The sequence below is a fragment of the uncultured Paraglaciecola sp. genome (genome assembly GCF_943787955.1).
Classification (GTDB): domain Bacteria; phylum Pseudomonadota; class Gammaproteobacteria; order Enterobacterales; family Alteromonadaceae; genus Paraglaciecola.
The window spans coordinates 76,713-99,430 of the sequence record NZ_CALSOK010000008.1; the positions used below are offsets into that span (position 1 = coordinate 76,713).

The 22,718-nt window shown below is 39.1% G+C and carries 17 protein-coding genes and 3 tRNA genes; 13 read left to right on the forward strand and 7 right to left on the reverse strand.

All coding sequences use genetic code 11. The features are described 5' to 3' along the window. Positions 1-679 precede the first annotated feature (679 nt). From Q0Y52_RS19415 to Q0Y52_RS06710, 5 genes are all read left to right on the forward strand, one after another. Positions 680-775, forward strand: a complete 96-nt coding sequence (locus tag Q0Y52_RS19415; protein WP_366939258.1) for a transposase — start codon at positions 680-682, stop codon at positions 773-775. 1,180 nt (positions 776-1,955) lie between these two features. After that, complete coding sequence (gene metA / locus Q0Y52_RS06695) at positions 1,956-2,876, forward strand: homoserine O-succinyltransferase (protein WP_297819712.1); 921 nt, start codon at positions 1,956-1,958, stop codon at positions 2,874-2,876. A gap of 54 nt (positions 2,877-2,930) precedes the next feature. Then, positions 2,931-3,989 carry a homocysteine S-methyltransferase family protein gene (locus Q0Y52_RS06700; RefSeq protein ID WP_297820018.1) on the forward strand — a complete coding sequence of 353 codons (1,059 nt, stop codon included), beginning with the start codon at positions 2,931-2,933 and terminating at the stop codon, positions 3,987-3,989. 9 nt (positions 3,990-3,998) lie between these two features. After that, a complete protein-coding gene (metH, locus tag Q0Y52_RS06705) occupies positions 3,999-6,662 on the forward strand; it encodes a methionine synthase (protein WP_297819715.1) in 2,664 nt (887 codons plus the stop codon). A 19-nt stretch (positions 6,663-6,681) separates the two neighbouring features. Then, entirely contained in the window at positions 6,682-7,269 is a 588-nt protein-coding gene (locus tag Q0Y52_RS06710; protein WP_297819718.1) for a DUF938 domain-containing protein, read from the forward strand. A gap of 29 nt (positions 7,270-7,298) precedes the next feature. On the opposite strand, the gene Q0Y52_RS06715 is transcribed toward Q0Y52_RS06710, so the two are convergent. Then, on the reverse strand, positions 7,299-8,462 hold the full coding sequence (locus Q0Y52_RS06715; protein ID WP_297819721.1) for a GNAT family N-acetyltransferase: 1,164 nt from the start codon (positions 8,460-8,462) through the stop codon (positions 7,299-7,301). Between the two features lie 617 nt (positions 8,463-9,079). Between Q0Y52_RS06715 and alaS the strand changes: the two genes are divergently transcribed. The 8 genes from alaS to Q0Y52_RS06755 all read left to right on the forward strand — a co-directional run bounded on the left by alaS (position 9,080) and on the right by Q0Y52_RS06755 (position 16,188). Then, entirely contained in the window at positions 9,080-11,677 is a 2,598-nt protein-coding gene (gene alaS, locus Q0Y52_RS06720) for an alanine--tRNA ligase (protein ID WP_297819724.1), read from the forward strand. 167 nt (positions 11,678-11,844) lie between these two features. Further along, positions 11,845-12,060, forward strand: coding sequence for a carbon storage regulator CsrA (gene csrA / locus Q0Y52_RS06725; RefSeq protein WP_297819727.1), 216 nt, complete (start codon positions 11,845-11,847; stop codon positions 12,058-12,060). 310 nt (positions 12,061-12,370) lie between these two features. Then, a tRNA-Ser gene (locus Q0Y52_RS06730) sits at positions 12,371-12,460 on the forward strand. 23 nt (positions 12,461-12,483) lie between these two features. After that, positions 12,484-12,560: transfer RNA gene (locus tag Q0Y52_RS06735), tRNA-Arg, on the forward strand. A 53-nt stretch (positions 12,561-12,613) separates the two neighbouring features. Beyond that, positions 12,614-12,690: transfer RNA gene (locus tag Q0Y52_RS06740), tRNA-Arg, on the forward strand. A 275-nt stretch (positions 12,691-12,965) separates the two neighbouring features. Continuing rightward, a complete protein-coding gene (locus tag Q0Y52_RS06745) occupies positions 12,966-13,232 on the forward strand; it encodes an OadG family protein (RefSeq protein ID WP_297819730.1) in 267 nt (88 codons plus the stop codon). Between the two features lie 25 nt (positions 13,233-13,257). Further along, on the forward strand, positions 13,258-15,048 hold the full coding sequence (oadA, locus tag Q0Y52_RS06750) for a sodium-extruding oxaloacetate decarboxylase subunit alpha (RefSeq protein WP_297819733.1): 1,791 nt from the start codon (positions 13,258-13,260) through the stop codon (positions 15,046-15,048). A 9-nt stretch (positions 15,049-15,057) separates the two neighbouring features. Continuing rightward, positions 15,058-16,188, forward strand: coding sequence for a sodium ion-translocating decarboxylase subunit beta (locus Q0Y52_RS06755; RefSeq protein ID WP_297819736.1), 1,131 nt, complete (start codon positions 15,058-15,060; stop codon positions 16,186-16,188). A 68-nt stretch (positions 16,189-16,256) separates the two neighbouring features. On the opposite strand, the gene Q0Y52_RS06760 is transcribed toward Q0Y52_RS06755, so the two are convergent. The 6 genes from Q0Y52_RS06760 to pspF all read right to left on the reverse strand — a co-directional run bounded on the left by Q0Y52_RS06760 (position 16,257) and on the right by pspF (position 22,698). Further along, on the reverse strand, positions 16,257-17,048 hold the full coding sequence (locus tag Q0Y52_RS06760; RefSeq protein WP_297819739.1) for an ATP-binding cassette domain-containing protein: 792 nt from the start codon (positions 17,046-17,048) through the stop codon (positions 16,257-16,259). Beyond that, the gene (locus tag Q0Y52_RS06765; protein ID WP_297819742.1) at positions 17,048-18,043 is read right to left on the reverse strand and encodes an oligopeptide/dipeptide ABC transporter ATP-binding protein; all 996 of its coding nucleotides are present in this window, start codon (positions 18,041-18,043) and stop codon (positions 17,048-17,050) included. Before Q0Y52_RS06765 ends, Q0Y52_RS06760 begins: the two co-directional genes overlap by 1 nt. After that, the gene (locus Q0Y52_RS06770; protein WP_297819745.1) at positions 18,043-18,936 is read right to left on the reverse strand and encodes an ABC transporter permease subunit; all 894 of its coding nucleotides are present in this window, start codon (positions 18,934-18,936) and stop codon (positions 18,043-18,045) included. Before Q0Y52_RS06770 ends, Q0Y52_RS06765 begins: the two co-directional genes overlap by 1 nt. Continuing rightward, positions 18,923-19,954, reverse strand: a complete 1,032-nt coding sequence (locus tag Q0Y52_RS06775; RefSeq protein WP_297819748.1) for an ABC transporter permease subunit — start codon at positions 19,952-19,954, stop codon at positions 18,923-18,925. Before Q0Y52_RS06775 ends, Q0Y52_RS06770 begins: the two co-directional genes overlap by 14 nt. Next, positions 19,954-21,534, reverse strand: coding sequence for an ABC transporter substrate-binding protein (locus Q0Y52_RS06780; RefSeq protein WP_297820021.1), 1,581 nt, complete (start codon positions 21,532-21,534; stop codon positions 19,954-19,956). The genes Q0Y52_RS06775 and Q0Y52_RS06780 overlap by 1 nt, the downstream gene beginning before the upstream one ends. Positions 21,535-21,600: 66 nt before the next feature. Next, positions 21,601-22,698: a phage shock protein operon transcriptional activator gene (gene pspF, locus Q0Y52_RS06785; RefSeq protein WP_297819751.1), complete on the reverse strand. Its 1,098-nt coding sequence runs from the start codon at positions 22,696-22,698 to the stop codon at positions 21,601-21,603. Between the last annotated feature and the right edge of the window lie 20 nt (positions 22,699-22,718).

A 22,718-nucleotide genomic window follows, 5' to 3' on the forward strand; every position in this document is an offset into this window, starting at 1 on the left:
TTCAGCAAATAGTTATCTCATCACCAATTCCTCTGGATATGATTTAAGGTAATACTGAGGAAATTTTGGGCATCGAGGAACTAATCAACTCAAAATCATGTCAAGTTATATCATTTTTTAGATTATTATGCTGACGAATATTAATATTCAGGCCTCCAAATGTGCTCTTTATTACTGCCCAAATTCAGGTAAACAACTCACTGATTCATCAATAAATAACCTAACACTCTCAATTTTCATTAAATATGGTTAACCTTATTTAACCATTGGATTATTGGTGTTCGGGAAACTAGAGGAACTGGAGGCCAGTCGTCAATGTGTTGGTAAATGCCGATATATATGAATACGTAATTTAACGAGCAAAGTGACAACTAGTTTGACAAATACCGAAGTGACTAAAATATTTTACTTTAAAAAACACTTTTAACAGAAAGTTAATAATTTGTTATTAGCTGATAAATCGAAAAATACGGAATTTTTAACCAGCGGAGTGAAAATATCGGTAGCTTGTCCAGGTATTTATTAGTGTAAATTGGTTTTTTTCAATTTATGTTATTTAACATATGGAACTTCATAAAATTACACATCACGTATATTGATTAATGTATTCATTTGTTTGGATACCCCAATATAGTCAAAAAATACTTGTTGAGCTTTATTGTGAAGCGATGAGGCTATTATTCACAAGATTGCATATGATTACGATATTTATATTCAGGAGTTAGAAATCCCAGAAGATCACATTCACATGATTATCAAAAACTCACCAAAGTAGCTCCTAGTCATGTAATGCAAGTTATAAAAAGTTTCTCAGTGAGAGAATTTTTTAAGTTATATTCAAAGATCAAAAACGAAACATTTGCGATGTTTACTTGAATTTATAGCCGTTTATTTTGCAAGCGAATCAAAGAAAATTAAACGTTAATAAGGTTACGGCCCACGCTTATCGTGTCAGTACCAAGTGCTAGGTATATAATATGCATCGTTGCGGCTATTACACCTGGATAAAGAAGCCGTTATCAAAGACAGCACAGGACAACGTGTGCTTACTTGAAACTATCAAGACAAGTTATGTGTAAAGTTGTGCAGTGTATTGGAGACTACGGATAACCCACAAACTACGCCGCCAAACTGAATCTTTCAGTGAAAATCGTGTGACTAAACTTAAAGTTAATGTCTGATTGATCTTCAACTAACTCTGAAGACACTTTTTACTTGGTACCGAAGTAAGGTAAAAAGTGTTATGAATAAAAATACCCCGATGAATTTAAAAAAGAAGCCGTTCGCCTAGTGGTTAAAAAAGGCTATTCCGCACCTGTCGTTTTTAAACGTTTAGGTATCTTTTATTAGACAATTAGGCGGTTTAAACGATAATTGAACTTATCCAAGTATTTTTGTTGGTGTTTACCTAATACACAGTGAACAATCTCTGACAAAATATTTTAACATTGTCTATAGCGTAGTGAATCCAAGCGATTCATTCATTAAATTTTGACAAACTCATCCACACTTAAGTTGCATGAACTATTGAACGCTTCCATAGCCATAAATTCGGATTTTTTCTGACCGATTATCAGCGAATTCAATCTACCACTTGCATCCCAACCTCTTTTGTCCTTCTGCCTTTCAGCAATCAGGGTGTCATCCAGCTAAATGATGCCGTCTAATTTTCTCAAATAGGCTCAACAATTTTTTCTTTACTAAAATGTTGTGGCCAAGTTAAAAATATTAGCTTGTTACATGTTAATTTATTATTCCGGTAAATTGGTACTAATTCATTTTTTAGGCACCTTAGTCAAATTGCTCAGATGCCTTTTTGAGATGTTTTTGCTTGCTCTAAGACTAATTTTTACAATTTTATTTTTTTTCATTTAGACGTCTAGACGTAAAGATGTTGACTTTTTTAGCGTGTTAAGCCAAGTTTGTTAGTATCTTTTTTAAGCCTCAGATCCTTTATGCCGATTAGAATCCCAAGTAGCTTACCTGCACAAAATGTGCTCGACAAAGAAAAAATCTTTGTCATGGATACCCATCGTGCTGCGACGCAAGATATTAGGCCAATGGAAGTGGGTATCTTGAATTTGATGCCAAATAAAATGAAAACAGAAGAGCAGTTTTTACGCTTACTCTCGAATACACCTTTGCAAATTAATATTGATTTAATTCGCATTGATAAACAAGCACCCAAAAATACACCAGCGGCGCACATGGATAATTTTTATGTGGAATTTGATGATGTGGCTAATAAAAAGTATGACGGTTTAATTGTCACTGGAGCGCCGCTTGCGCATCTTGATTATGAGGATGTCAAATATTGGGAAAAAATAACAGTCATCATGGACTGGGCCCGTCGTAATGTGCAGTCTACTTTATTTTCATGTTGGTCGGCACATGCAGCCATTTATCATTTTTTTGGTAAAAATAGGGCGCTTCGTGATCACAAATTAAACGGCGTTTATCAACATTTTGTACAAAATGAGCACGATGAATTATTGAGGGGGTTTGACCCGGTTTTTAATGCGCCACAATCACGTTACGGTGAAATAAGTATGGCAGATTACGCTAGTATAACTGGATTAAATGTATTGGCTAAGTCAGATGAAGGGGGGGCTTATATAGTCGCTTCTGAAGATAAACGTTTGGTATTTGTTACTGGGCATCCCGAGTACGACTGTGAAAGTTTAAAACAAGAATACCAAAGAGATTTATTGACTAATGCACAATCGCAGATCCCAGTAAACTATTTCGTGAATAATGATCCAAATAGAGAGCCTATGGTTAGTTGGCGAGCACATGGCAGCTTATTGTTTACTAATTGGTTGAATTATTATGTTTATCAAAATACCCCCTATGACTTGGCTCAGCTTTCTGAGTAAAAACAGTTAATTTAGTTAGTGTCAGAACGAAGAGGAATAACATTGAGTCAGCGAATGGCCCCAGAGCAACGAGAAGAACAACTGATTAAAGCTGCTAACAAACGTATTTTGTTACTTGATGGTGCCATGGGCACCATGATCCAAGAATATAAATTCGAAGAAGAGGATTACCGTGGTGAACGTTTTGTTGACTGGCATTCTGATGTTAAAGGTAATAACGATTTATTAGTATTGACTCAGCCTAAGATTATCTATGACATTCACTGCGCATACCTTGAGGCGGGTGCTGATATTATTGAAACTAATACGTTTAATGCCACCACTATCTCCATGGCTGATTATAATATGCAGGCGTTGGCAAAAGAGATAAATATCGAGGCGACAAAATTAGCTAGAGAGGCAGCAGATAAATTTACCACCCAAACACCTGGTAAACCTAGATTTGTTGCAGGTGTCTTAGGACCCACTAGTCGCACCGCTTCTATTTCTCCTGATGTGAACGACCCTGCTAAACGTAATGTGACTTTTGATGAGTTGGTTGAAGCTTATGTTGAGGCTTCTCATGGCCTGATTGAAGGCGGTGCGGATTTGATAATGGTGGAAACAATTTTTGATACATTAAATGCCAAGGCTGCAGTGTTTGCCATACAAACAGTATTTGAACAACTGGGTATTCAGTTACCAGTTATGATTTCAGGGACTATTACCGATGCCTCTGGTCGAACATTGTCTGGTCAAACGGCTGAAGCTTTTTATTATTCGATGAATCATATAGAGCCGTTTTCTTTTGGCTTAAATTGCGCTTTGGGCCCTGACCTACTTCGCCAATATGTGGATGAAATATCCCAAGTATCCGAATGTTTTGTTTCCGCCCATCCTAATGCAGGTTTACCAAATGAGTTTGGTGAATATGATATGGAAAGTGACGAAATGGCTTCGCACATTCAAGAGTGGGCAGAATCAGGATTATTGAATATTGTGGGGGGATGTTGTGGCAGCACACCCGAACACATTCGGGCCCTGGCAGATGCTGTAAAAGATTACGCACCTCGTAAAATAGTGAAGCGAGAGGTGAAGATGCGCCTGTCTGGTTTAGAACCTTTTGTCCATTAGGCGGTAGTGATGAGTAAAATTGAAATAGATATTGAGCAACCCATTCTTGTCAAAGCAAAAGCCTCAGCAAATTTTATCAATGTAGGTGAACGAACCAACGTAACCGGCTCTGCTATGTTTAAGCGTTTGATCCTTGAAGATAATTATGAAAAAGCTTTAGATGTTGCACGCCAGCAAGTTGAAAACGGTGCGCAAATAATAGATATCAATATGGATGAAGCTATGTTGGACTCTGAAGCCGCCATGACGCGGTTTTTGAACCTGATTGCTTCTGAACCAGATATTTCTCGCGTGCCTATCATGATTGATTCATCCAAATGGACGGTTATCGAGGCAGGTTTAAAGTGTGTGCAAGGTAAAGCCATTGTTAACTCAATTAGCTTAAAAGAGGGGGAAGACAACTTTTTAAATCAAGCTAAGCTGTTAAAGCGATATGGTGCTGCCACTGTAGTGATGGCATTTGATGAGAAAGGCCAGGCCGATACTGAAGAACGCAAATTCGAGATATGTGAACGTAGTTATAAATTACTCACTGAAAAAATTAGCTTCCCACCACAAGATATCATTTTTGACCCAAATATTTTTGCAGTGGCAACCGGGATTGAAGAACATAACAATTATGCTGTAGATTTTATCAATGCTACTCGGCGTATTCGTCAACATTTGCCCCATGCTCATGTATCAGGCGGCTTATCTAACGTATCTTTTTCTTTTCGCGGCAATAATCCAGTTCGTGAAGCCATGCATTCTGTATTTTTATATCATGCTATTAAAGCGGGAATGGATATGGGCATTGTAAATGCCGGACAATTGGAAGTGTACGACCAAATTCCTCCGGAGCTAAAAGAAGCCGTGGAGGACGTGATCTTAAATCGACATGACCAAGCTACGGATAAGCTCTTAGAACTTGCTCCCAAGTATCAAGGCGACGGTAAAGTATTGGTTAAAGACAACCTACAATGGCGTGAATTACCCGTCAACAAACGTCTTGAACACGCTCTGGTACGGGGCATTATGGATTTTATAGAGGAAGATACTGAAGCGGCACGCCTCGCGGCAGAAAAACCATTGCATGTTATCGAAGGGCCATTGATGGATGGCATGAATGTAGTTGGTGATCTGTTTGGTGAGGGTAAAATGTTTTTGCCACAAGTGGTCAAATCTGCCAGGGTGATGAAAAAGGCGGTGTCTTACCTTAATCCGTTCATCGAGCTTGAAAAAGACAAAGGTAGCAGTAACGGCAAGATTTTATTGGCCACAGTAAAAGGTGACGTTCACGATATTGGCAAAAATATTGTTGGCGTGGTGCTGCAATGTAATAATTTTGAGATCATCGACCTTGGGGTAATGGTACCTTGTGCAAAACTGTTGCAAGTGGCTAAGGATGAAAATGTCGATATGATTGGCCTTTCTGGCCTGATTACCCCTTCTCTTGATGAAATGGTATATGTGGCCAAAGAAATGCAGCGCTTAAAGTTTGATCTACCATTATTAATTGGTGGTGCTACCACGTCAAAAGCACATACCGCAGTTAAAATTGAACAACATTATCATCAACCAGTGGTCTATGTACCCAATGCCAGCCGTGCCGTGGGAGTATGTCAGAAACTGATCACTGCCGAGAATCGTGCTATTTATTCAGAAGAACTAAAACTTGATTATGAAAAAGTGCGCGAGCAACACGCCAAGAAAAAGCCTCGTACCCGCCCCATAACGTTAAAGCAAGCTCGTGAAAATGGTTTTAAGTTCGACTGGAACAACTATCAGCCACCTGTTCCCAACAAGTTGGGTGTGAACGTAGTAAGTATTGGATTGGCAGAGTTGGTTGATTATATAGATTGGACACCATTTTTCTTAACCTGGTCTTTGGCAGGTAAGTATCCACGCATATTACAAGACGAAGTTGTAGGCAAAGAAGCACAGATTTTATTTGCTGATGCTCAGTCCATGTTAAAAACTCTCTGTAACAATTCTAAGCTTAAAGCTAATGGTGTGGTAGGCATTTTTCCGGCTAATCGAGTAGAAGACGATATTCAAGTCTATGCGGATGAAAGCCGCAGTCAAGTGGTACACGTTGCTCACCATCTTCGCCAACAAACTGAAAAAGCTAAGGGGGCAAACAATTGTTTAAGTGACTTTGTTGCGCCTAAGTCTTCAGGTAAAGCCGATTATATTGGTGCATTCGCTGTAACAGCAGGAACCTGGGAAGATGAATTGGCCAAAGTATATGAAAATGACGGCGATGATTACAATTCTATTATGGTTAAATCCCTAGCCGATAGGCTTGCAGAAGCCTTTGCCGAATATTTACATAAAATAGTGCGTAAGGAAATTTGGGGGTATGTACCCGATGAAATATTATCAAACGAAGAGCTAATTCGTGAAAAATATCAAGGTATTCGACCTGCCCCAGGTTATGCCGCTTGCCCCGAACATACAGAAAAACAATTGATTTGGGATTTACTAGATACTCAAAAAAATACTGGTATGAAACTAACAGAGAGTTATGCTATGTGGCCTGGTGCAGCTGTATCTGGCTTTTATTTTTCTCATCCACAGTGTCGTTATTTTGCAGTAGCCCAAATACAAGAAGATCAATTGCTCGATTATGCTGCACGTAAAGATTGGGATAGGTTAGAAGCTGAAAAGTGGTTAGGGCCCAACCTTCAATAGACAATGGATTAGTAAAAGTATGTTAGAGAAGCCTTTCAGCCAATCGTGTGAAAATAACAAACAACCAATTTTAGATATATTGAGTCGTGTTTTGGTGGATAAAACAACACTTTTAGAGATTGGTTCTGGTACGGGGCAACATGCCGCGCATTTTGCTCCTAGACTAACGCATCTTCAGTGGCATACCAGTGATATGCCTGATAAACATCTTGCCATAGCCGCGTGGCTAGAAGATGTAGACGTGGATAATGTGCATCAACCTTTTTCATTGACTATCGGTGCTTCTAGCACTTGGCCACTAGCCAATATTGATGCTGTGTTTACAGCGAATACCACACATATTATGCAACCATTAGAAACACAATTTATGATGCAATTAGTGGCCGATAACTTGCCAGTTGGTGGAGTGTTTTGTCAATACGGCCCTTATAAATTTCAAGGGCAGTATAGTAGTGAGTCAAACAAAGCTTTTGATCAACACCTAGCACAGCAAGGGTGCGGTGGTATTCGTGACATTAATGAATTAACCCTTTGGGCTAAACCTTTGTTTCTTCTTGAGACCGTCGTAATGCCAGCAAATAACTTTATGCTAGTCTGGCAAAAATAATAAATGCTTTGATATCAGGTTAAGTTTAGTTAGTCTTGTGTTTGTTTAAAAGGTAATAGCTTTTCGGCATTATTTTTATATTGTGTGATTTGAGTGTTTTCTTCATCTATAAATCGCTCAACGGCCTCGTGAAACGCCAACTCTGTAAGTGAATGGTTTGAATAACAATAAATAGGTTCAAAGCCCCTTAATATTTTATGTTCTCCCTGCGTGCCCGGGTTAAATTTAGCGATGTTTCTTTCAATGCAAAATTCAATACCTTGGTAGTAACAACATTCAAAATGTAAGTTATCTATATCTTCTAAAGCCCCCCAGTATCGACCACAAAGTTGATTTTTATCAAATACAAATAAAGCGCTAGCAATAGGTGTATTGTCTTTTAAAGCAATGACTAGCATTAAGTTCTGATGTAAATTTCTAAAAATTTTCTGGAAAAAGTCTTCGGTTAAGTAACCATCATGACCACTACGTTTTAGATACGTTTGTTTGTAACAATCATAAAAAAAACGCATGTTCTTTTCAGTCAAACCTTCCCCATACAACCTAACAACTTTTATACCTTCAGTTGTAATTTTAATGCGCTCTTTCCTAACATTCTTTCTTTTGCGCGAATTAAAATGTGTCAAATAATCATCAAACGACGAATATTGACGATTGAACCATTCAAATTGAACGGCTTTACGTTGTATTTGGTGATGCTCATGCAGTGTTTGGCTAATATCTTGCTCCACAAATAACCAATGCATGGAAGACATGCCAAACAACGTTAATTGATTGGTGATTTCTTGGCATAGAATGGGTATCAGTTGCTGTCTATCTATTGTAGCGTTGAGCATTAACCTTGCTCCAGTCACAGGCGTAAAAGGTATGGCGGCCACTAATTTAGGGTAATAGTTAACGCCATATTGCCGATAAGTGTTTGCCCAAGCAAAATCAAATACATATTCGCCGTAACTATGTGTTTTTTTGTATAAAGGTAAAATGCCAACAGGATCAGAATTTTGATAGATTACTAAGTGGAAAGGCTGCCACCCAGATTTTCCACCTACCGAGCCAGAGGTTTCTAGGGCATGCAAAAAAGGATATTGGCAAAATGGACTATTGCCATTAGCTAAATTGTCCCAAACTGTTTGACCCACTTGTTCAATTGAGGTGCTAAATTTGAAAGTATATTCTGTGCTATATATTGACAATGTTGGGTCTAATTCTTTGCTGAATTTATCTTCCTAATATGGCAGAAAATGAAGTTAAGATCATTAAATATACCATCACTAGCTGGCTTGCGGGGCGAGATTATAATCAATGCAAAATTCTCAAAGAACTCTTGTTACGTGAACTTGAGCGTCATCTGTGCGTCGAATGAATAGATACAATTAATCAGAATATTCTGTAAAATAATGTGAGATTTTAAGCGTTTTTGATGTGAGGTCAAACGAGCAAACGCACAGGCGAACCAAAAATACGTCATGAATTGAAAAAATATCAGAATTTTCTGAAATTATGGCTGCAGCAATGAGTGAACTTAATATCAATTGGTTTGAATTAGCTGCAAAGTGTTTGAAAAAATATGGAGGTACGCCTGCTGCAGCTGGGTAAAAAAACAGAAATAACCACAATCTTTATATTATCTTAGTTTTACCCATGAACAAATTTGCTATGCTATTGAGCCGTGAAAAGATTAACTCTCTTAAGTGTAAACACTAACCTTAACAAAAGTTCTCTAAACTGATATCTTTGGCGACATTCGCAGTTTTTATGTTGTTTTGGGCATATTTGAACTCCATTAATCATTAATATTTCAGGATTGTAAATGAGTAAAACAACCGCCGAGATCCGGTGTGCATTTTTAGATTTTTTTGCCGCAAGAGGACATCAAAAAGTATCCAGTTCATCTTTAGTTCCTACAAACGATCCGACGCTTTTGTTTACAAATGCGGGTATGAATCAGTTTAAAGATGTGTTTTTAGGTACAGAAACCCGAAGTTATGATAGGGCGACATCTTCTCAACGCTGTGTGCGAGCAGGTGGTAAACATAATGACCTCGAGAATGTAGGTTATACCGCTCGTCATCATACTTTTTTCGAAATGTTAGGTAATTTTAGTTTTGGTGATTATTTTAAAGCTGATGCTATTCAATATGCCTGGGATTTTTTGACTAAAGAATTAAAACTATCTAAAGATAAATTGTTAGTCACTATTTATCACGATGATGAAGAAGCCTTTGATATCTGGGCAAACAAAATAGGTATTTCAGAAGACAAAATTATTCGTATTAGTACTTCAGATAATTTTTGGTCTATGGGCGATACTGGCCCTTGTGGTCCTTGTTCAGAAATTTTCTATGATCACGGAGAACATATCTGGGGCGGACCTCCGGGAACCCCAGAAGAAGATGGTGATAGGTTTATTGAAATCTGGAATCTGGTATTTATGCAGTTTAATCGTCAAAGTGATGGAACCATGCAGCCATTACCAAAGCCTTCCATTGATACGGGTATGGGTTTAGAGCGCATATCAGCTATTTTACAAAATGTGCATAGTAATTATGAAATTGATATTTTTCAAAATTTAATTGATGCCGCTGCTAATATTATTGGAACACAGGACAAACAAGACAAATCTTTACGTGTTATTGCAGATCATATTCGCTCTTGTTGTTTCTTAATTTGTGACGGTATTATTCCCTCAAATGAAGGCAGAGGGTATGTTTTAAGACGTATTATTCGCAGGGCAATCAGACATGGTAATAAGCTTGGTGCCAGTGATGTTTTTTTCTATCGTTTGGTAGAGGCATTGGAGTCGCAAATGGCTGAAGCTTACCCAGAGCTAACTACGAATCGCTTACTTATAGAAAAAGTATTAAAAACTGAAGAAGAACAATTTTCTCGAACCCTTGAACGTGGCATGAGTATCCTTAACGATGCACTTGAGCAGCTGTCATCTGATGTAGTGCCAGGCGAATTAGTATTTAAGCTTTACGATACATATGGTTTCCCTGCGGACTTAACCAATGATGTGGCCCGTGAAAAAGAACTTCGTATTGACGAAGAAGGTTTTCAAGTCGCTATGAATGCCCAGCGTAAACGCGCGCAACAAGCTAGCCAATTTGATACAGATTATAATGAGCGACTAAAGTCTAATTGTGTTTCTGAATTTACCGGTTATGATCAAAAAGGCGAGCAAGCTAGAGTTATTGAGTTGTTTGTTGACGGTCATGAAGTAGAACAATTAAGTAAAGGTGATGAGGGTATTATTGTTCTTGATAAGAGCCCTTTTTATGCTGAATCAGGTGGTCAAATTGGAGATTCTGGCGAAATTAAAACTGCTAATGGCAGCTTTAAAGTCAGAGACACGGTTAAGTTGGGTAATGCAATTGCTCACATGGGGACGGCTTATTCAGACTTTAAACTGGGTGATATTGTGCAAGCTGAGTTTGATCTTGAGCGCCGTGAAGCTATAAAATTAAATCACAGTGCCACGCATCTTATGCATGCTGCTTTAAAACAAGTCTTGGGCGAGCATGTAAACCAGAAAGGTTCACTGGTGTCGGACGAGCGTTTTCGTTTTGATTTTTCACATTTTGAAGCTGTTACCAATGAGGAACTTAAAAGTGTTGAAAAGTTAGTTAATGAGCACATTCGTTCCAACCACTGCCTTGATACCAAATTAATGAATTTGGACGAAGCAAAGTCTGCAGGTGCAATGGCGTTATTTGGTGAAAAGTACTCAGAAGATGTTCGCGTAGTATCTATGGGAGGATTTTCAATGGAACTTTGTGGTGGTACGCATGTTAATAGAACTGGCGATATTGGATTCTTTAAGATTCTTTCAGAAAGCGGTATTGCGGCAGGTGTCAGAAGATTAGAGGCGGTTACTGGGAGAAAAGCGTTAGATGCAGTTCAAAGTCAATCGCAGCAAATAAGTCAAATTGCTAGTCTATTAAAAATAGATCCTCAAGGCTTAACTGGTCGTATAGAACATGTACTTGATCAGAATAAAATAATAGAGAAAGAATTAGAAAAGCTTAAACGACAAATAGCCAATAGTGCTGCTACAGATGTGTTGTCGGAGTTATATGAAATCAAAGGTGTGAAAGTGCTCTGTACAGTATTAAAGGGTGTTGAGGCAAAAGCTCTTAGAGCTATGGTCGATGATTTCAAAAACCAGTTAGGTAGCGCAATAATTATTTTAGGCATAGCTGAACAAAGTAAAGTAAGCTTAATAGTCGGTGTGACCAAGGACTTAGTGTCTAGGGTTAAGGCAGGGGAATTGGTCAACTTTGTTGCTCAACAAGTTGGTGGTAAAGGAGGAGGTCGCCCTGATATGGCTCAGGCTGGCGGAACCCAACCGCAAAACTTAGACTCAGCCATTAATTCAGTGCAAGATTGGTTACAAGAAAAGTTATAAATAATATAAGAAAAAGTAGAAATTAAAAGATAAGAATTTTTCGGTTGTTTTTTGTGGTGACAACAAAAATAGGGAAAAACCGACTGGGTAAATCTAATGGCTATGCTGCTGATTTACACTAATTTTAGTGAGGGAACAGTAATTTTAACGGATAAAGGAGCAATATAATGCTAATTTTAACTCGTCGTGTTGGTGAAACCCTAATGGTCGGTGATGATGTCACAGTGACAGTATTAGGTGTAAAAGGAAATCAGGTAAGAATTGGTGTAAATGCGCCTAAGGAAATATCTGTGCATCGTGAAGAAATTTACATGCGTATCCAAGCTGAAAAGAATGTTCAACTTGCTGCCCATGAAAATGTAGAAAGTACTGACGAAAACTAGTCGGTTTTGGACATAAAAAAAGCTGGGTAACCAGCTTTTTTTATGTCTGGTTTTTAGCTTAGATTAATCTGTGACATTGTTCATATCTGACAAATAATAAGCACTTAATCAATAATCGTTTAAAATGCCAGCAAGCCATCATTAACTTCATAAAAAGTGTTTGACATACTCATGTGGATCGGTAAAATCCTGCTCCTCATTTAGGAGAGGTTAATCTTAAGTCAAGGGCCTTAAAGCTTGTGGTGAAGGTAGTTAATCTGGATTAGTCGAATAGGCTACCATCCTATTATGTGTAAAAGATTCAAGTTCCGGAGAGGTGGGTGAGTGGCTGAAACCAGTTCCCTGCTAAGGAACCGTACGTTTATTCGTACCGAGGGTTCGAATCCCTCCCTCTCCGCCATTGGGTTTTATTATAACAGTATTGCGCGTGTAGCTCAGCTGGATAGAGTACCTGGCTACGAACCAGGCGGTCGGAGGTTCGACTCCTTCCACGCGCACCATCACTTTCTATATTGTGTTAGAAGATTGAATATACTTTACGCAAACAGTGTATGCGCGTGTAGCTCAGCTGGATAGAGTACCTGGCTACGAACCAGGCGGTCGGAGGTTCGAATCCTTCCACGCGCACCACACATTAAAGTCTACAGATTTATTTGTAGGCTTTTTTATTTTTAGAAGATTACTTTTGTCGTTAATGTTTAGCTAATTGGATTAAACTATTTTATTGGCTTGTAAATTTCTATGTAAGTCGCTTGTTAATTATTTTGCATATTTGGGTAAATATTCACTATATCCGAATATTTTCTTATTCTTTATGCACTTTTCCTCTTGTTGTTTTGTTGTGTTTTATCAAGCTGCATGATACTTATCACTTATTGAGATTTCATTATTGAGATAACGTTTGTATGCAACCTGAAGTCGCAAATGCTCTTGCTGAAGCCGCTAATTTATTATTAGTTGGAATGGTAGTGGTGTTTTTGTTTTTATCAACGCTAATTGGTGCAATTACTCTTATTGCTTGGATAAACAAATTTTTTCCTGATGAGTCGCTAAAGACTATACAAAACCAAACAGCCCCTAGTCACAGCTCTTTTATCAATAACCAAGGCGTGTCACCAAAAGTGGTAGCTGCAATAAGTACAGCTATCACTGAGCATAGAAAGTCACACTAATTTAATATTTTAAGGAAGTATCACCATGCGTAAACCATTAGCAATTACAGATGTTGTATTGCGTGACGCTCACCAATCATTGTTTGCGACCAGAATGCGTCTGGAAGACATGTTACCTATTGCAAGTAAATTAGATGATATTGGCTATTGGTCTCTAGAAACTTGGGGTGGGGCAACGTTTGATGCTTGTATTCGCTATCTGGGAGAAGATCCATGGGAGCGTATTCGTCAGCTTAAAAAGGCCATGCCTAAAACTAAGCAACAAATGCTGTTGCGTGGCCAGAATCTTCTAGGTTATCGCCACTATGCCGATGATGTGGTTGAAAAGTTTGTGGAGCGAGCCCACGCGAATGGCGTTGATGTTTTCCGCATATTTGATGCGATGAACGATATTCGTAATCTACAAACTGCCGTTAAGGCGGCCATTAAACAAGGTGCACATGCTCAAGGAACCATGTCTTACACTGTGTCACCTGTTCATTCCTTGCAAACGTGGTTAGATATGGCCAACGAATTACAAGATATGGGCGTGCATTCAATTTGTATAAAAGATATGGCTGGTTTACTCAAACCTTACGAATGCGAAGAGTTAGTGACGAGATTAAAAGAATCTATCGATGTGCCTATTGCCATGCATTGTCATGCAACAACTGGCTTGAGCACAGCTACCTACCAAAAAGCGATTGATGCGGGTATTGACATAATAGATACGTCTATTTCCTCAATGAGTATGACTTATGGTCATACGGCGACAGAAACTATCGTGTCAATTGTCGAAGGTACTGAGCGTGATACGGGGTTGGCATTACCCGCTTTTACTGAGATTGCTAGTTACTTTCGTGATGTGCGTAAAAAGTATGCACAGTTCGAAGGCAGTCTTAAAGGTGTTGACGCACGTATTTTAATAGCACAGGTTCCTGGTGGCATGTTGACTAACATGGAAAGCCAATTAAAAGAGCAGGGTGCTGAAGATAAAATGGATGAGGTGCTTCTTGAAATTCCAAAAGTAAGAGAAGATCTTGGTTTTATTCCTTTGGTAACACCGACGTCTCAGATTGTCGGCACTCAGTCTGTTATTAACGTAATCACAGGTGAGCGTTACAAAAGCATCAGTAAAGAAACCGCAGGTGTTCTTAAAGGTGAATATGGTGCGACTGCTGCACCCGTTAACAGAAAATTGCAACTACGTGTATTAGACGGTAAAGATGCCATTACATGTCGCCCAGCAGATTTAATAGAAGACGAGCTGGTTGCGCTTACCAGCGAACTTAAAAATATTGCCAAAAAAGAATCTATCCAAACAGCAGATGATTTGGTCGATGACGTGTTGACTTATGCGTTATTTCCACAAATTGGCTTAAAGTTTCTTAAAAATAGAAATAACCCTGATGCATTCGAGCCTGCACCTGTTGAAACATCACCAGTTGTCACAAATACCGTGGTCTCACCTAAATCACAAACCCCTGGCGCGGTGGCATATTCTGTTCGTGTTGACGGTCAAATATTTGAGGTCGAGGTTGCTCAAAGTGGTGAATTAACAAATGTGCAAGCGGCGCCTCATTTTTTACCTGAGCCACAAGCAAATAGAGCACCTTCTGAGTCAGGCCAAGCATTAAACTCACCATTGACAGGAAACATTTTTAAAGTGTTGGTCAAAAACGGTGATGTAGTCAATTCAGGTGACGTAGTTATCATCATGGAAGCTATGAAAATGGAAACAGAAATTCGAGCATCTATATCTGGTGTGGTATCCAATATCTCAACTAAAGAAGGTGATGTTGTGCAAACGGGTCAATCTTTATTGTTCATAGGATAAGAAATACACATGGGAAAGCTCGAATTATTATGGCAAAGCACCTCTCTGGCTCACTTCGAGTTAGGTCAGGTGATCATGATGAGCGTTGGCGCATTACTACTCTACCTAGCTATTGTTAAGAAGTTTGAACCTTTATTGTTGCTACCAATTGGTTTTGGTGCCGTTTTAACCAATATTCCGTTGGCTGGGTTTAGTGATCCAGGTGGATTACTTTACCTTATTTATGATGTGGGTATAGGCACAGGAGTCTTCCCTTTGCTTATTTTTATGGGGGTGGGAGCTATGACAGACTTTAGCGCCTTGATTGCCAACCCTAGAATGTTGTTATTGGGTGCTGCAGCACAATTTGGCATTTTCGGTACACTGTTTGGCGCTATCGCCTTGAACATGGTGCCCGGCTTCGAGTTCTCACTGCAAGATGCAGCTGCCATCGCTATTATTGGTGGTGCTGATGGGCCTACAGCGATATTTTTAGCCTCTAAGTTAGCGCCTGATCTTCTCGGCGCTATTGCGGTTGCCGCTTATTCATATATGGCTTTAGTGCCTATTATTCAGCCTCCTATCATGCGCTTATTAACTAGCGAAGAAGAAAGAAAAATAGAAATGCCTCAACTTAGGATAGTATCTAAGCGAGAGAAAATAATTTTTCCCCTAGCGGTACTTTTTCTTTGTCTTCTGTTTTTACCTACTGCCACTCCTTTGGTTGGAATGTTCTGTCTAGGTAACTTGATGAAAGAGTCAGGTGTAGTCGATAGGTTAAGTAACAGCGCTCAAAACGAATTGATCAATATTGTGACAATCTTTTTGGGGTTAGCCGTTGGTTCTAAATTATCGGCTGATAAATTTTTAACTGTTGAAACCTTAGGTATTTTGGCACTGGGTGCTATAGCTTTCTCTATTGGTACTGCAGCAGGTATATTAATGGCAAAAGCAATGAGTAAACTGAGTAGTCAAAAAATCAATCCATTGATTGGTGCTGCTGGCGTATCTGCAGTGCCTATGGCAGCCAGAGTGGTGAATAAGGTTGGACTGGAAGCAAATCATCATAACTTCTTATTGATGCATGCTATGGGGCCTAATGTGGCCGGTGTATTAGGCTCGGCTGTAGCTGCTGGTATATTGTTGGCCTTAGTAGGATAAACTAGCTCGATGGTGTTAAGTGATTTTTTATTTAGCACTATCAGTTCTAAAATCAGTTCTTAAGTTTTTCAGCGTTGACTATTTTGTCCATTAATTAATGCCTGATGAGAATCAACTAATTTTTTTGTATATTCATTCTTAGGCCAATTAAAGATGGCATCAGTTTTCCCTGATTCCACTACTTTTCCAGATTTCATGATGATCACTTTGTCAGATATATGTCTAACAATGCCTAGGTTGTGGGAAATAAAGATAAAACCTAGCCCTAAATCACGCTGCAATTTCATTAGTAGGTTCACCGCTTGAGAGCGAACAGATGGATCTAATGCTGCAAAGGGTTCATCTGCAACAATCACTTTTGGGTTCAGTATTAGCGCTCTGGCTAAGGCTATTCTTTGGCGTTGCCCATCAGACAACATATGCCGATAAAAAAACTGATGTTCTGCCATTAACCCCACTTTTCTAAGAGTCTGCTCTATTAGCGACTTGCGCTGTTGACCATTAAGTTTAGTATTGAGACGCAACGGTTCTTCCAAAATGGTGCCCAATGTTAACCCAGGATTGAGGGACTCATGACTATTTTGAAAAATCATTCTAATATCATGGCATCTGACACTAATATTTGATTTATTTAGTTCCACTCCATTCATAAATATTTTTCCACTTTTAGGTGTTTCTAAACCTACAAGTAGTTTAGCCAGCAAGGACTTACCCGAGCTATTATTGCCGACAATAGCTAAGGTTTCGCCTGCTTTAACATTAAAACTGACGGGTCCTAAATCAAAAGTTACCTTGCTTTTTGACCACATGCTTTTTGTTTTATTTTGAAAGGTTAAAGCTTCAAGATTGATAAGATCCATTACTTAGCATCCCAATGAAGAGGAAAGTGGCAACTGTAGAAATGCGTATGAACCCGTCTAATTTGGGGTGTTGCCACACACTCTTTGCGAGCTCTCGGGCACCTTGGGCCCAATCTGCAGCCTATGGGTAAATGATGCAAAGTAGGGATAGTGCCATCTAATGAGCTAAGAGGAGATTTGGGTGGGAGGTCTTTACGAAAGCTTGGTGCGCTATCTAATAGCGCCTGAGTATAAGGGTGAAATGCACGTTTTTTTAGTTGTTTCAAGTCACCACTTTCAATTGTTTGCCCACAATATAAAACAGTCATATAACTGGCCATACTGGATATAGCTAATAAGTCGTGGCTAACAAACAAAAGGCTCATACCTTTTACTTGATTGACTTTACTGAGTAACTTTAATATTTGTGTCTTTGAAGTAACTTCCATCCCTCTAGTGGGATCATCAGCAATAATTAATTTAGGCTCAGATGCCAACGCCATTGCAATCATAAACTTCTGGACCACATCATTGGCAATTTGATGTGGATAGCTAGTTAGACATAATTGGTGATTTTTAATGCCTACTTTATGCAGCAGTTTAATCGCCAATGCTTGTTTTTCGTCGTTGCGCTGCCAAAACCACGTTTTTGTTAATTTGTCTCTTGGAAGCATTTCTTTTAGCTGCTGTCCTAAGGTCAATGATGGATCGAGTGACTCAATAGGGTTTTGAAAGATCACTGATATATCTTTACGAATAAGCTTTCGCCTAGCTTTCGCAGACATAGTCAATAGGTTTTGTCCTTTCCATGTCATACGGTCAGCAGTAATTCGCCAGCGCTTAGGTAGTGCCCCAACAATGGCTTTGACTATTAAGCTTTTCCCTGATCCTGACTCACCGACTAAGGCATGAATTTGACCTTCATGGATCACCATGTTTATTTTATCAAGCGCCTTTACCCATCCTGCTGATATATCAATTTCTAAGGTTAGGTTTTTGATATCAAGCAAGACCATTAGTGCAATAACCTATTTCTAAATGCTGAGCGCAAACCATCCCCTACCAAGTTGATAGAAATCATCATCATAAACAATGCTCCACCGGGCAGTGCAATCGTCCAAGGGGCAATGTAAGCCACCTCAATACCTTCCAATAGCATTGCACCTAGTTCTGAAGCGGGTGCCTGTGCACCTAATTTGAGAAATCCCAAAGCGCTAATGTCTAGAATAGAAATTGATAAAGCTAAGGTGGCTTGAACCACTAACATCTCACCCATATTAGGCAATATGGAGTGGGCAAAAATATGTGCTTTACTGGCACCGTCGAGTTTAGCTGCCATAATATATTCTTTAGACAATTCATGTCTTATAAAGTCGCGAGTTTGGTGCATAAACTGAGGTGTCAGTGCCAAAGCTATAGCCCACATGCTATTGACTAATCCTGGACCTAAAATGGCAATAATAATGATGGCGATGAGCAAAGTTGGGATCGCTTGAATGGAGTCTAAAGTATGATTAAGAAAACTCGAGCGGAATCCTTTACTCATGCCTGCCAATGCTCCTAAACCTACACCTAGAAGCATAGCGACCATTACCAACAACAAACTAATACCGAAGGTCATCCTACAGCCGTAGATAATTCGAGATAACAAATCACGGCCTAAGGCATCAGTTCCAAATACATGGCTAATACCACCATTGGGATCCCAAGCTGGAGGAATCATCAAATCACCTATTTGTTGCATATTCGGATCAAAGGGCGCTAATAATGGACAAAAGATAGTAATGATTAAAAAAAAAGCAAAACAAAATAATCCTGCGACAGCGATATGATTATTTTTGAATTCTATCCAAGTGAACTGCAGTGGAGAGGGATGATGCTCTTCCTGATATAGTCTAGATTGCGACACGTTCAGCCCTTCTGCGTCTTGGATCAGTTAGGCGAATAATAAGATCAAGAGACATAGTGAAAATAACAACCAAAACAGATACAGCTAACATTCCTGCTCTTATTGCGGGGTAATCTTGTTGATAAATAGCCTGAATAAGCCAGCTGCCTATACCTGGCCAAGAAAAGATACTTTCTACTATCATGGCGTTGGTTAATAAAGTGGGAAATTGCATAGCTAATAATGGCAATATAGGCATGAGTGCATTCCTCACACCGTGGCGCATTAACACTTGTCTGGGTGTTAAACCTCTGGCGTAAGCCGCTAAAATAAACTCGCTATTTAGCGTTTTAATTACCGAACGTCTTGTAATTCGAAATATCATAGTCGTGGTGACAACAGCAATAGATATAGTTGGTAAAATAAGATGTCTTAAAGCATCAATCAATGCTGATTTTTTATCAATAAAATCAGATAATAAAATATCTATTAAAATGAAGCCAGAAATGCTCGGAATTTCATATATTAAGCTAATACGTCCAGATAGTGGAAGCCACCCTAGTTGCAAAGAAAATACTAGGATCATGATCAAGGCTAGCCAAAATACTGGTATGGAATAGCCCAATAAGCTCACCGTTAGCAAGCTGTAATCGGTAAGTCTGTGATGTCGCAATGCAGCTAAAAACCCTAAAGGCAGGCCAATGAAAAAAGACATTAAGAGCGCATAGAAACTCAGCTCTATGCTAGCGGGAAGGTAATGGCCAACGTCTTCATATAGCGGTAAACCCGAATTGAAGCTGACCCCCCAGTTGCCTGAAAATAGTTCGCCCATGTAATGGGAATATTGGATAAATATGTTGTCATCCACAGAGTATTTTATTTGACTATTTTGTAGTTCAGTCAATTCGTTAAACCTCAGGCCAGTAAGGTTTTCCAAGGCTTGTCCAGGAAATAAATAAGCCAAGAGAAAAGACAATAAGCTTAAGATAAATAGGGTAACAAGAACTAAATTTGTATAACGCAGTAATACATTCGCCATTAGAGCTTTTTCACTCCAGCAAAGCGCACACCGCCATATGGGTTAATCACCAACCCGTCCAAATTCTTCCTATATGCTTGATAGCGAGATGCATGAGCTATGGGAATTAAAGGCAGTTGTTCAGCCAAAAGTTCATTGGCTTTGCCATAAAAATAGGTCCGTTCGCTGATGTCGGTGTACTTTAAAGCTTCATTAATTAATAAATCATACTCGTCTGAACACCACATTGCTCTGTTAGTGCCTGACTTTATAGCTGAACAGGATAAAAGTGGACGGTAAAAATTATCTGGATCGCCATTATCTGCTGACCAGCCAATTAAAACAGAATCATGAAGTCCTTCCGACAAACGCTCTCTAAATGTTGACCATTCGTAACTGACAATATTGACTTGTATACCGACATCTTGAAGATATGCTTGAATTAATTCAGCCATTTTCATGGCATTTGGATTATAAGCGCGTTGCACGGGCATCGCCCAAACAGTCATCGAGAAGCCCTCTGGGACGCCTTGCTTACGTAATAATTTTTTTGCTGCAATCGGATTGTAACTAAGAGGCTTAACATCAGCTTGAAACGCCCACGATGTGCGGGGAACAATGTTTTTCGCGGCAACGGCACTATTAAAATAAATGGCTTCAATCAGGGCGTTTCTATCAATTGCCATGCCTAATGCTCTTCGCACCAGTGGATTATCAAATGGAGGTTTAGATGTATTAAACGCCCAAAATCCTACATTAAAGCCTGGCTTTTCAACTAAAACTAAATCATCTTGTTGACGTATGACCTCAAGTTCACTGTGCGCCGGTAAAGCTATAGCATCACATTCGCCGGTAAGTAATTTAGCTAATCTTAGTGAGCTAGAAGGAGTAATATCAAATATGAGTTTGTCAGTTAACTCAATTTTACGCCAATACTTGGGATGTTCGGTGTAGCGTATATAACGGTCTTTGCGAAAGCTAGCCAGTTGATAAGGCCCAGTTCCCACAGGATTATGATCTATTAATTCTTTTTGATTTCGTGATATTAACTTGTCAGCATACTCAGCGGATAATATGACAGAAAAATCTGTCGCAAGATTAGCTAAAAAGGAGCTTTCTCGTTTATTAAGTGTAATTTCTACCCTGTAGCCATTTAAACGTTTGACTTGAATTATTAAACCATCAAGATTCAAGCTGTCAGTATAAGGATACCTTCCACCTGATATCTCGTGGTATGGATGATCATCCAGACGCCAACGATCGATACTGAATAGTACATCTTCGGCATTAAAAAAGCGGGTTGGGCTAAACGTTTCAGTATTGTGAAAAGGGACCTTTTGTCTCAGCTGAAAGGTATAGGTTTTTCCGTCATCACTGACTAACCAACTGGTTGCTAACGCAGGTACTATATCTCCAGTCACAGGGTCAAAATCTATTAATCGGTCATAGATTTGGTGGGATGAAGCATCAACCGTTGTTCCTGAGGTTTCTAATTGTGGATTAAAATTAGCCGGGCTTCCTTCTGAGCAATAAACAATACCATTGGGGTCTGTTTTAGATTGAAGAAGCGCATCGCAAGAACACAGTAAAGCACTCGCCAAAACAATCAGACTTGTTTTGAACCAAATATTTTTATTGTGTTTTTTTAGAATATTCACAGCTCTAGTTTAATCTATATCTTCGTTGGTTTGCTCTAACAAATTATACTTTTTTAAATAACCCCGTAATTGATGATAAGTTAATCCCAGTTTTTCTGCGGTCTTCTTCTGATTAAATTGACTTTCGGCTAATGCTTGATTAATTAAATCAATTTCAAAGTCTTGGGAAAGTTCTTTTAAATCAACAGGGAAATCATAAAAAGAGTGTGTTTTGGGCTGAGTTAGAGCTTGGTCTTTTGACAACGTTTCAACTGAATTGACGGGGGAAGTAACCGCTTCAGATTGAGTAATTCTATCCTTAGTTTTAATTCTTTTTTGTGGTCGATATATAGATTCGAAAGGATCTAACACAATATTGTGTACGGGTAGGTTGGGATTGTTGCTGCGATACACTGCTCGCTCAACCACATTTTTTAATTCACGAATATTACCTGGCCAATGATAATCCAATAAAATGCGTTTGGCTTTTTCAGTAAAGCCACTGAAAAGTTCCATCTCCAATTCTCTGGCCATATTAATCGCAAAGTTTTCAGCTAAGATCATAATGTCATCTCTACGTTCACGCAGAGGGGGCAAGGTGATAACATCAAATGCCAATCTATCCAATAAATCTGCTCGAAATTCGCCTGAGTCAGCTAGTGCAGGTAAATCTTCATTTGTTGCTGCAACTAATCGAACATCCACTTTCACACTGCGAGAGCCACCCACACGTTCAAACTCACCATATTCAATCACTCGCAGCAACTTTTCTTGCACCATGCCTGATGTATTCGCCAGTTCGTCTAAAAATAGGGTGCCGTTATCTGCTGTTTCGAATCGCCCTTCTCGGCGTTTAGCTGCGCCAGTAAAAGCGCCTGCTTCATATCCAAATAATTCACTTTCTAACAAACTTTCGTTTAGAGCTGCGCAATTTAATGTCAGATAGCTTTGTTCCCAGCGTTTTGACAAAAAATGCATACGGGCGGCTACAAGTTCTTTACCTGTGCCTCTTTCACCAATAATTAAAACAGGTTTATTTAAAGGTGCAATTTGTGAGATTTGCTCTAGCACTTCTAAAAAGTTATTAGATTGACCTAGCATTTTATCTTGTTGGCGAAAGCGGCTCATTAATATCCTTAAAAATGGTC

Coding starts and splice junctions, on each gene's coding strand:
- pspF (WP_297819751.1), bottom strand. CDS start 22,698: ATGAGCCGCTTTCGCCAACAAGATAAAATGCTAGGTCAATCTAATAAC.
- alaS (WP_297819724.1), top strand. CDS start 9,080: ATGAGTAAAACAACCGCCGAGATCCGGTGTGCATTTTTAGATTTTTTT.
- metH (WP_297819715.1), top strand. CDS start 3,999: ATGAGTAAAATTGAAATAGATATTGAGCAACCCATTCTTGTCAAAGCA.
- oadA (WP_297819733.1), top strand. CDS start 13,258: ATGCGTAAACCATTAGCAATTACAGATGTTGTATTGCGTGACGCTCAC.
- Q0Y52_RS06760 (WP_297819739.1), bottom strand. CDS start 17,048: ATGGATCTTATCAATCTTGAAGCTTTAACCTTTCAAAATAAAACAAAA.
- Q0Y52_RS06745 (WP_297819730.1), top strand. CDS start 12,966: ATGCAACCTGAAGTCGCAAATGCTCTTGCTGAAGCCGCTAATTTATTA.
- Q0Y52_RS06765 (WP_297819742.1), bottom strand. CDS start 18,043: ATGGTCTTGCTTGATATCAAAAACCTAACCTTAGAAATTGATATATCA.
- Q0Y52_RS06710 (WP_297819718.1), top strand. CDS start 6,682: ATGTTAGAGAAGCCTTTCAGCCAATCGTGTGAAAATAACAAACAACCA.
- Q0Y52_RS06775 (WP_297819748.1), bottom strand. CDS start 19,954: ATGGCGAATGTATTACTGCGTTATACAAATTTAGTTCTTGTTACCCTA.
- Q0Y52_RS06700 (WP_297820018.1), top strand. CDS start 2,931: ATGGCCCCAGAGCAACGAGAAGAACAACTGATTAAAGCTGCTAACAAA.
- csrA (WP_297819727.1), top strand. CDS start 11,845: ATGCTAATTTTAACTCGTCGTGTTGGTGAAACCCTAATGGTCGGTGAT.
- Q0Y52_RS06755 (WP_297819736.1), top strand. CDS start 15,058: ATGGGAAAGCTCGAATTATTATGGCAAAGCACCTCTCTGGCTCACTTC.
- metA (WP_297819712.1), top strand. CDS start 1,956: ATGCCGATTAGAATCCCAAGTAGCTTACCTGCACAAAATGTGCTCGAC.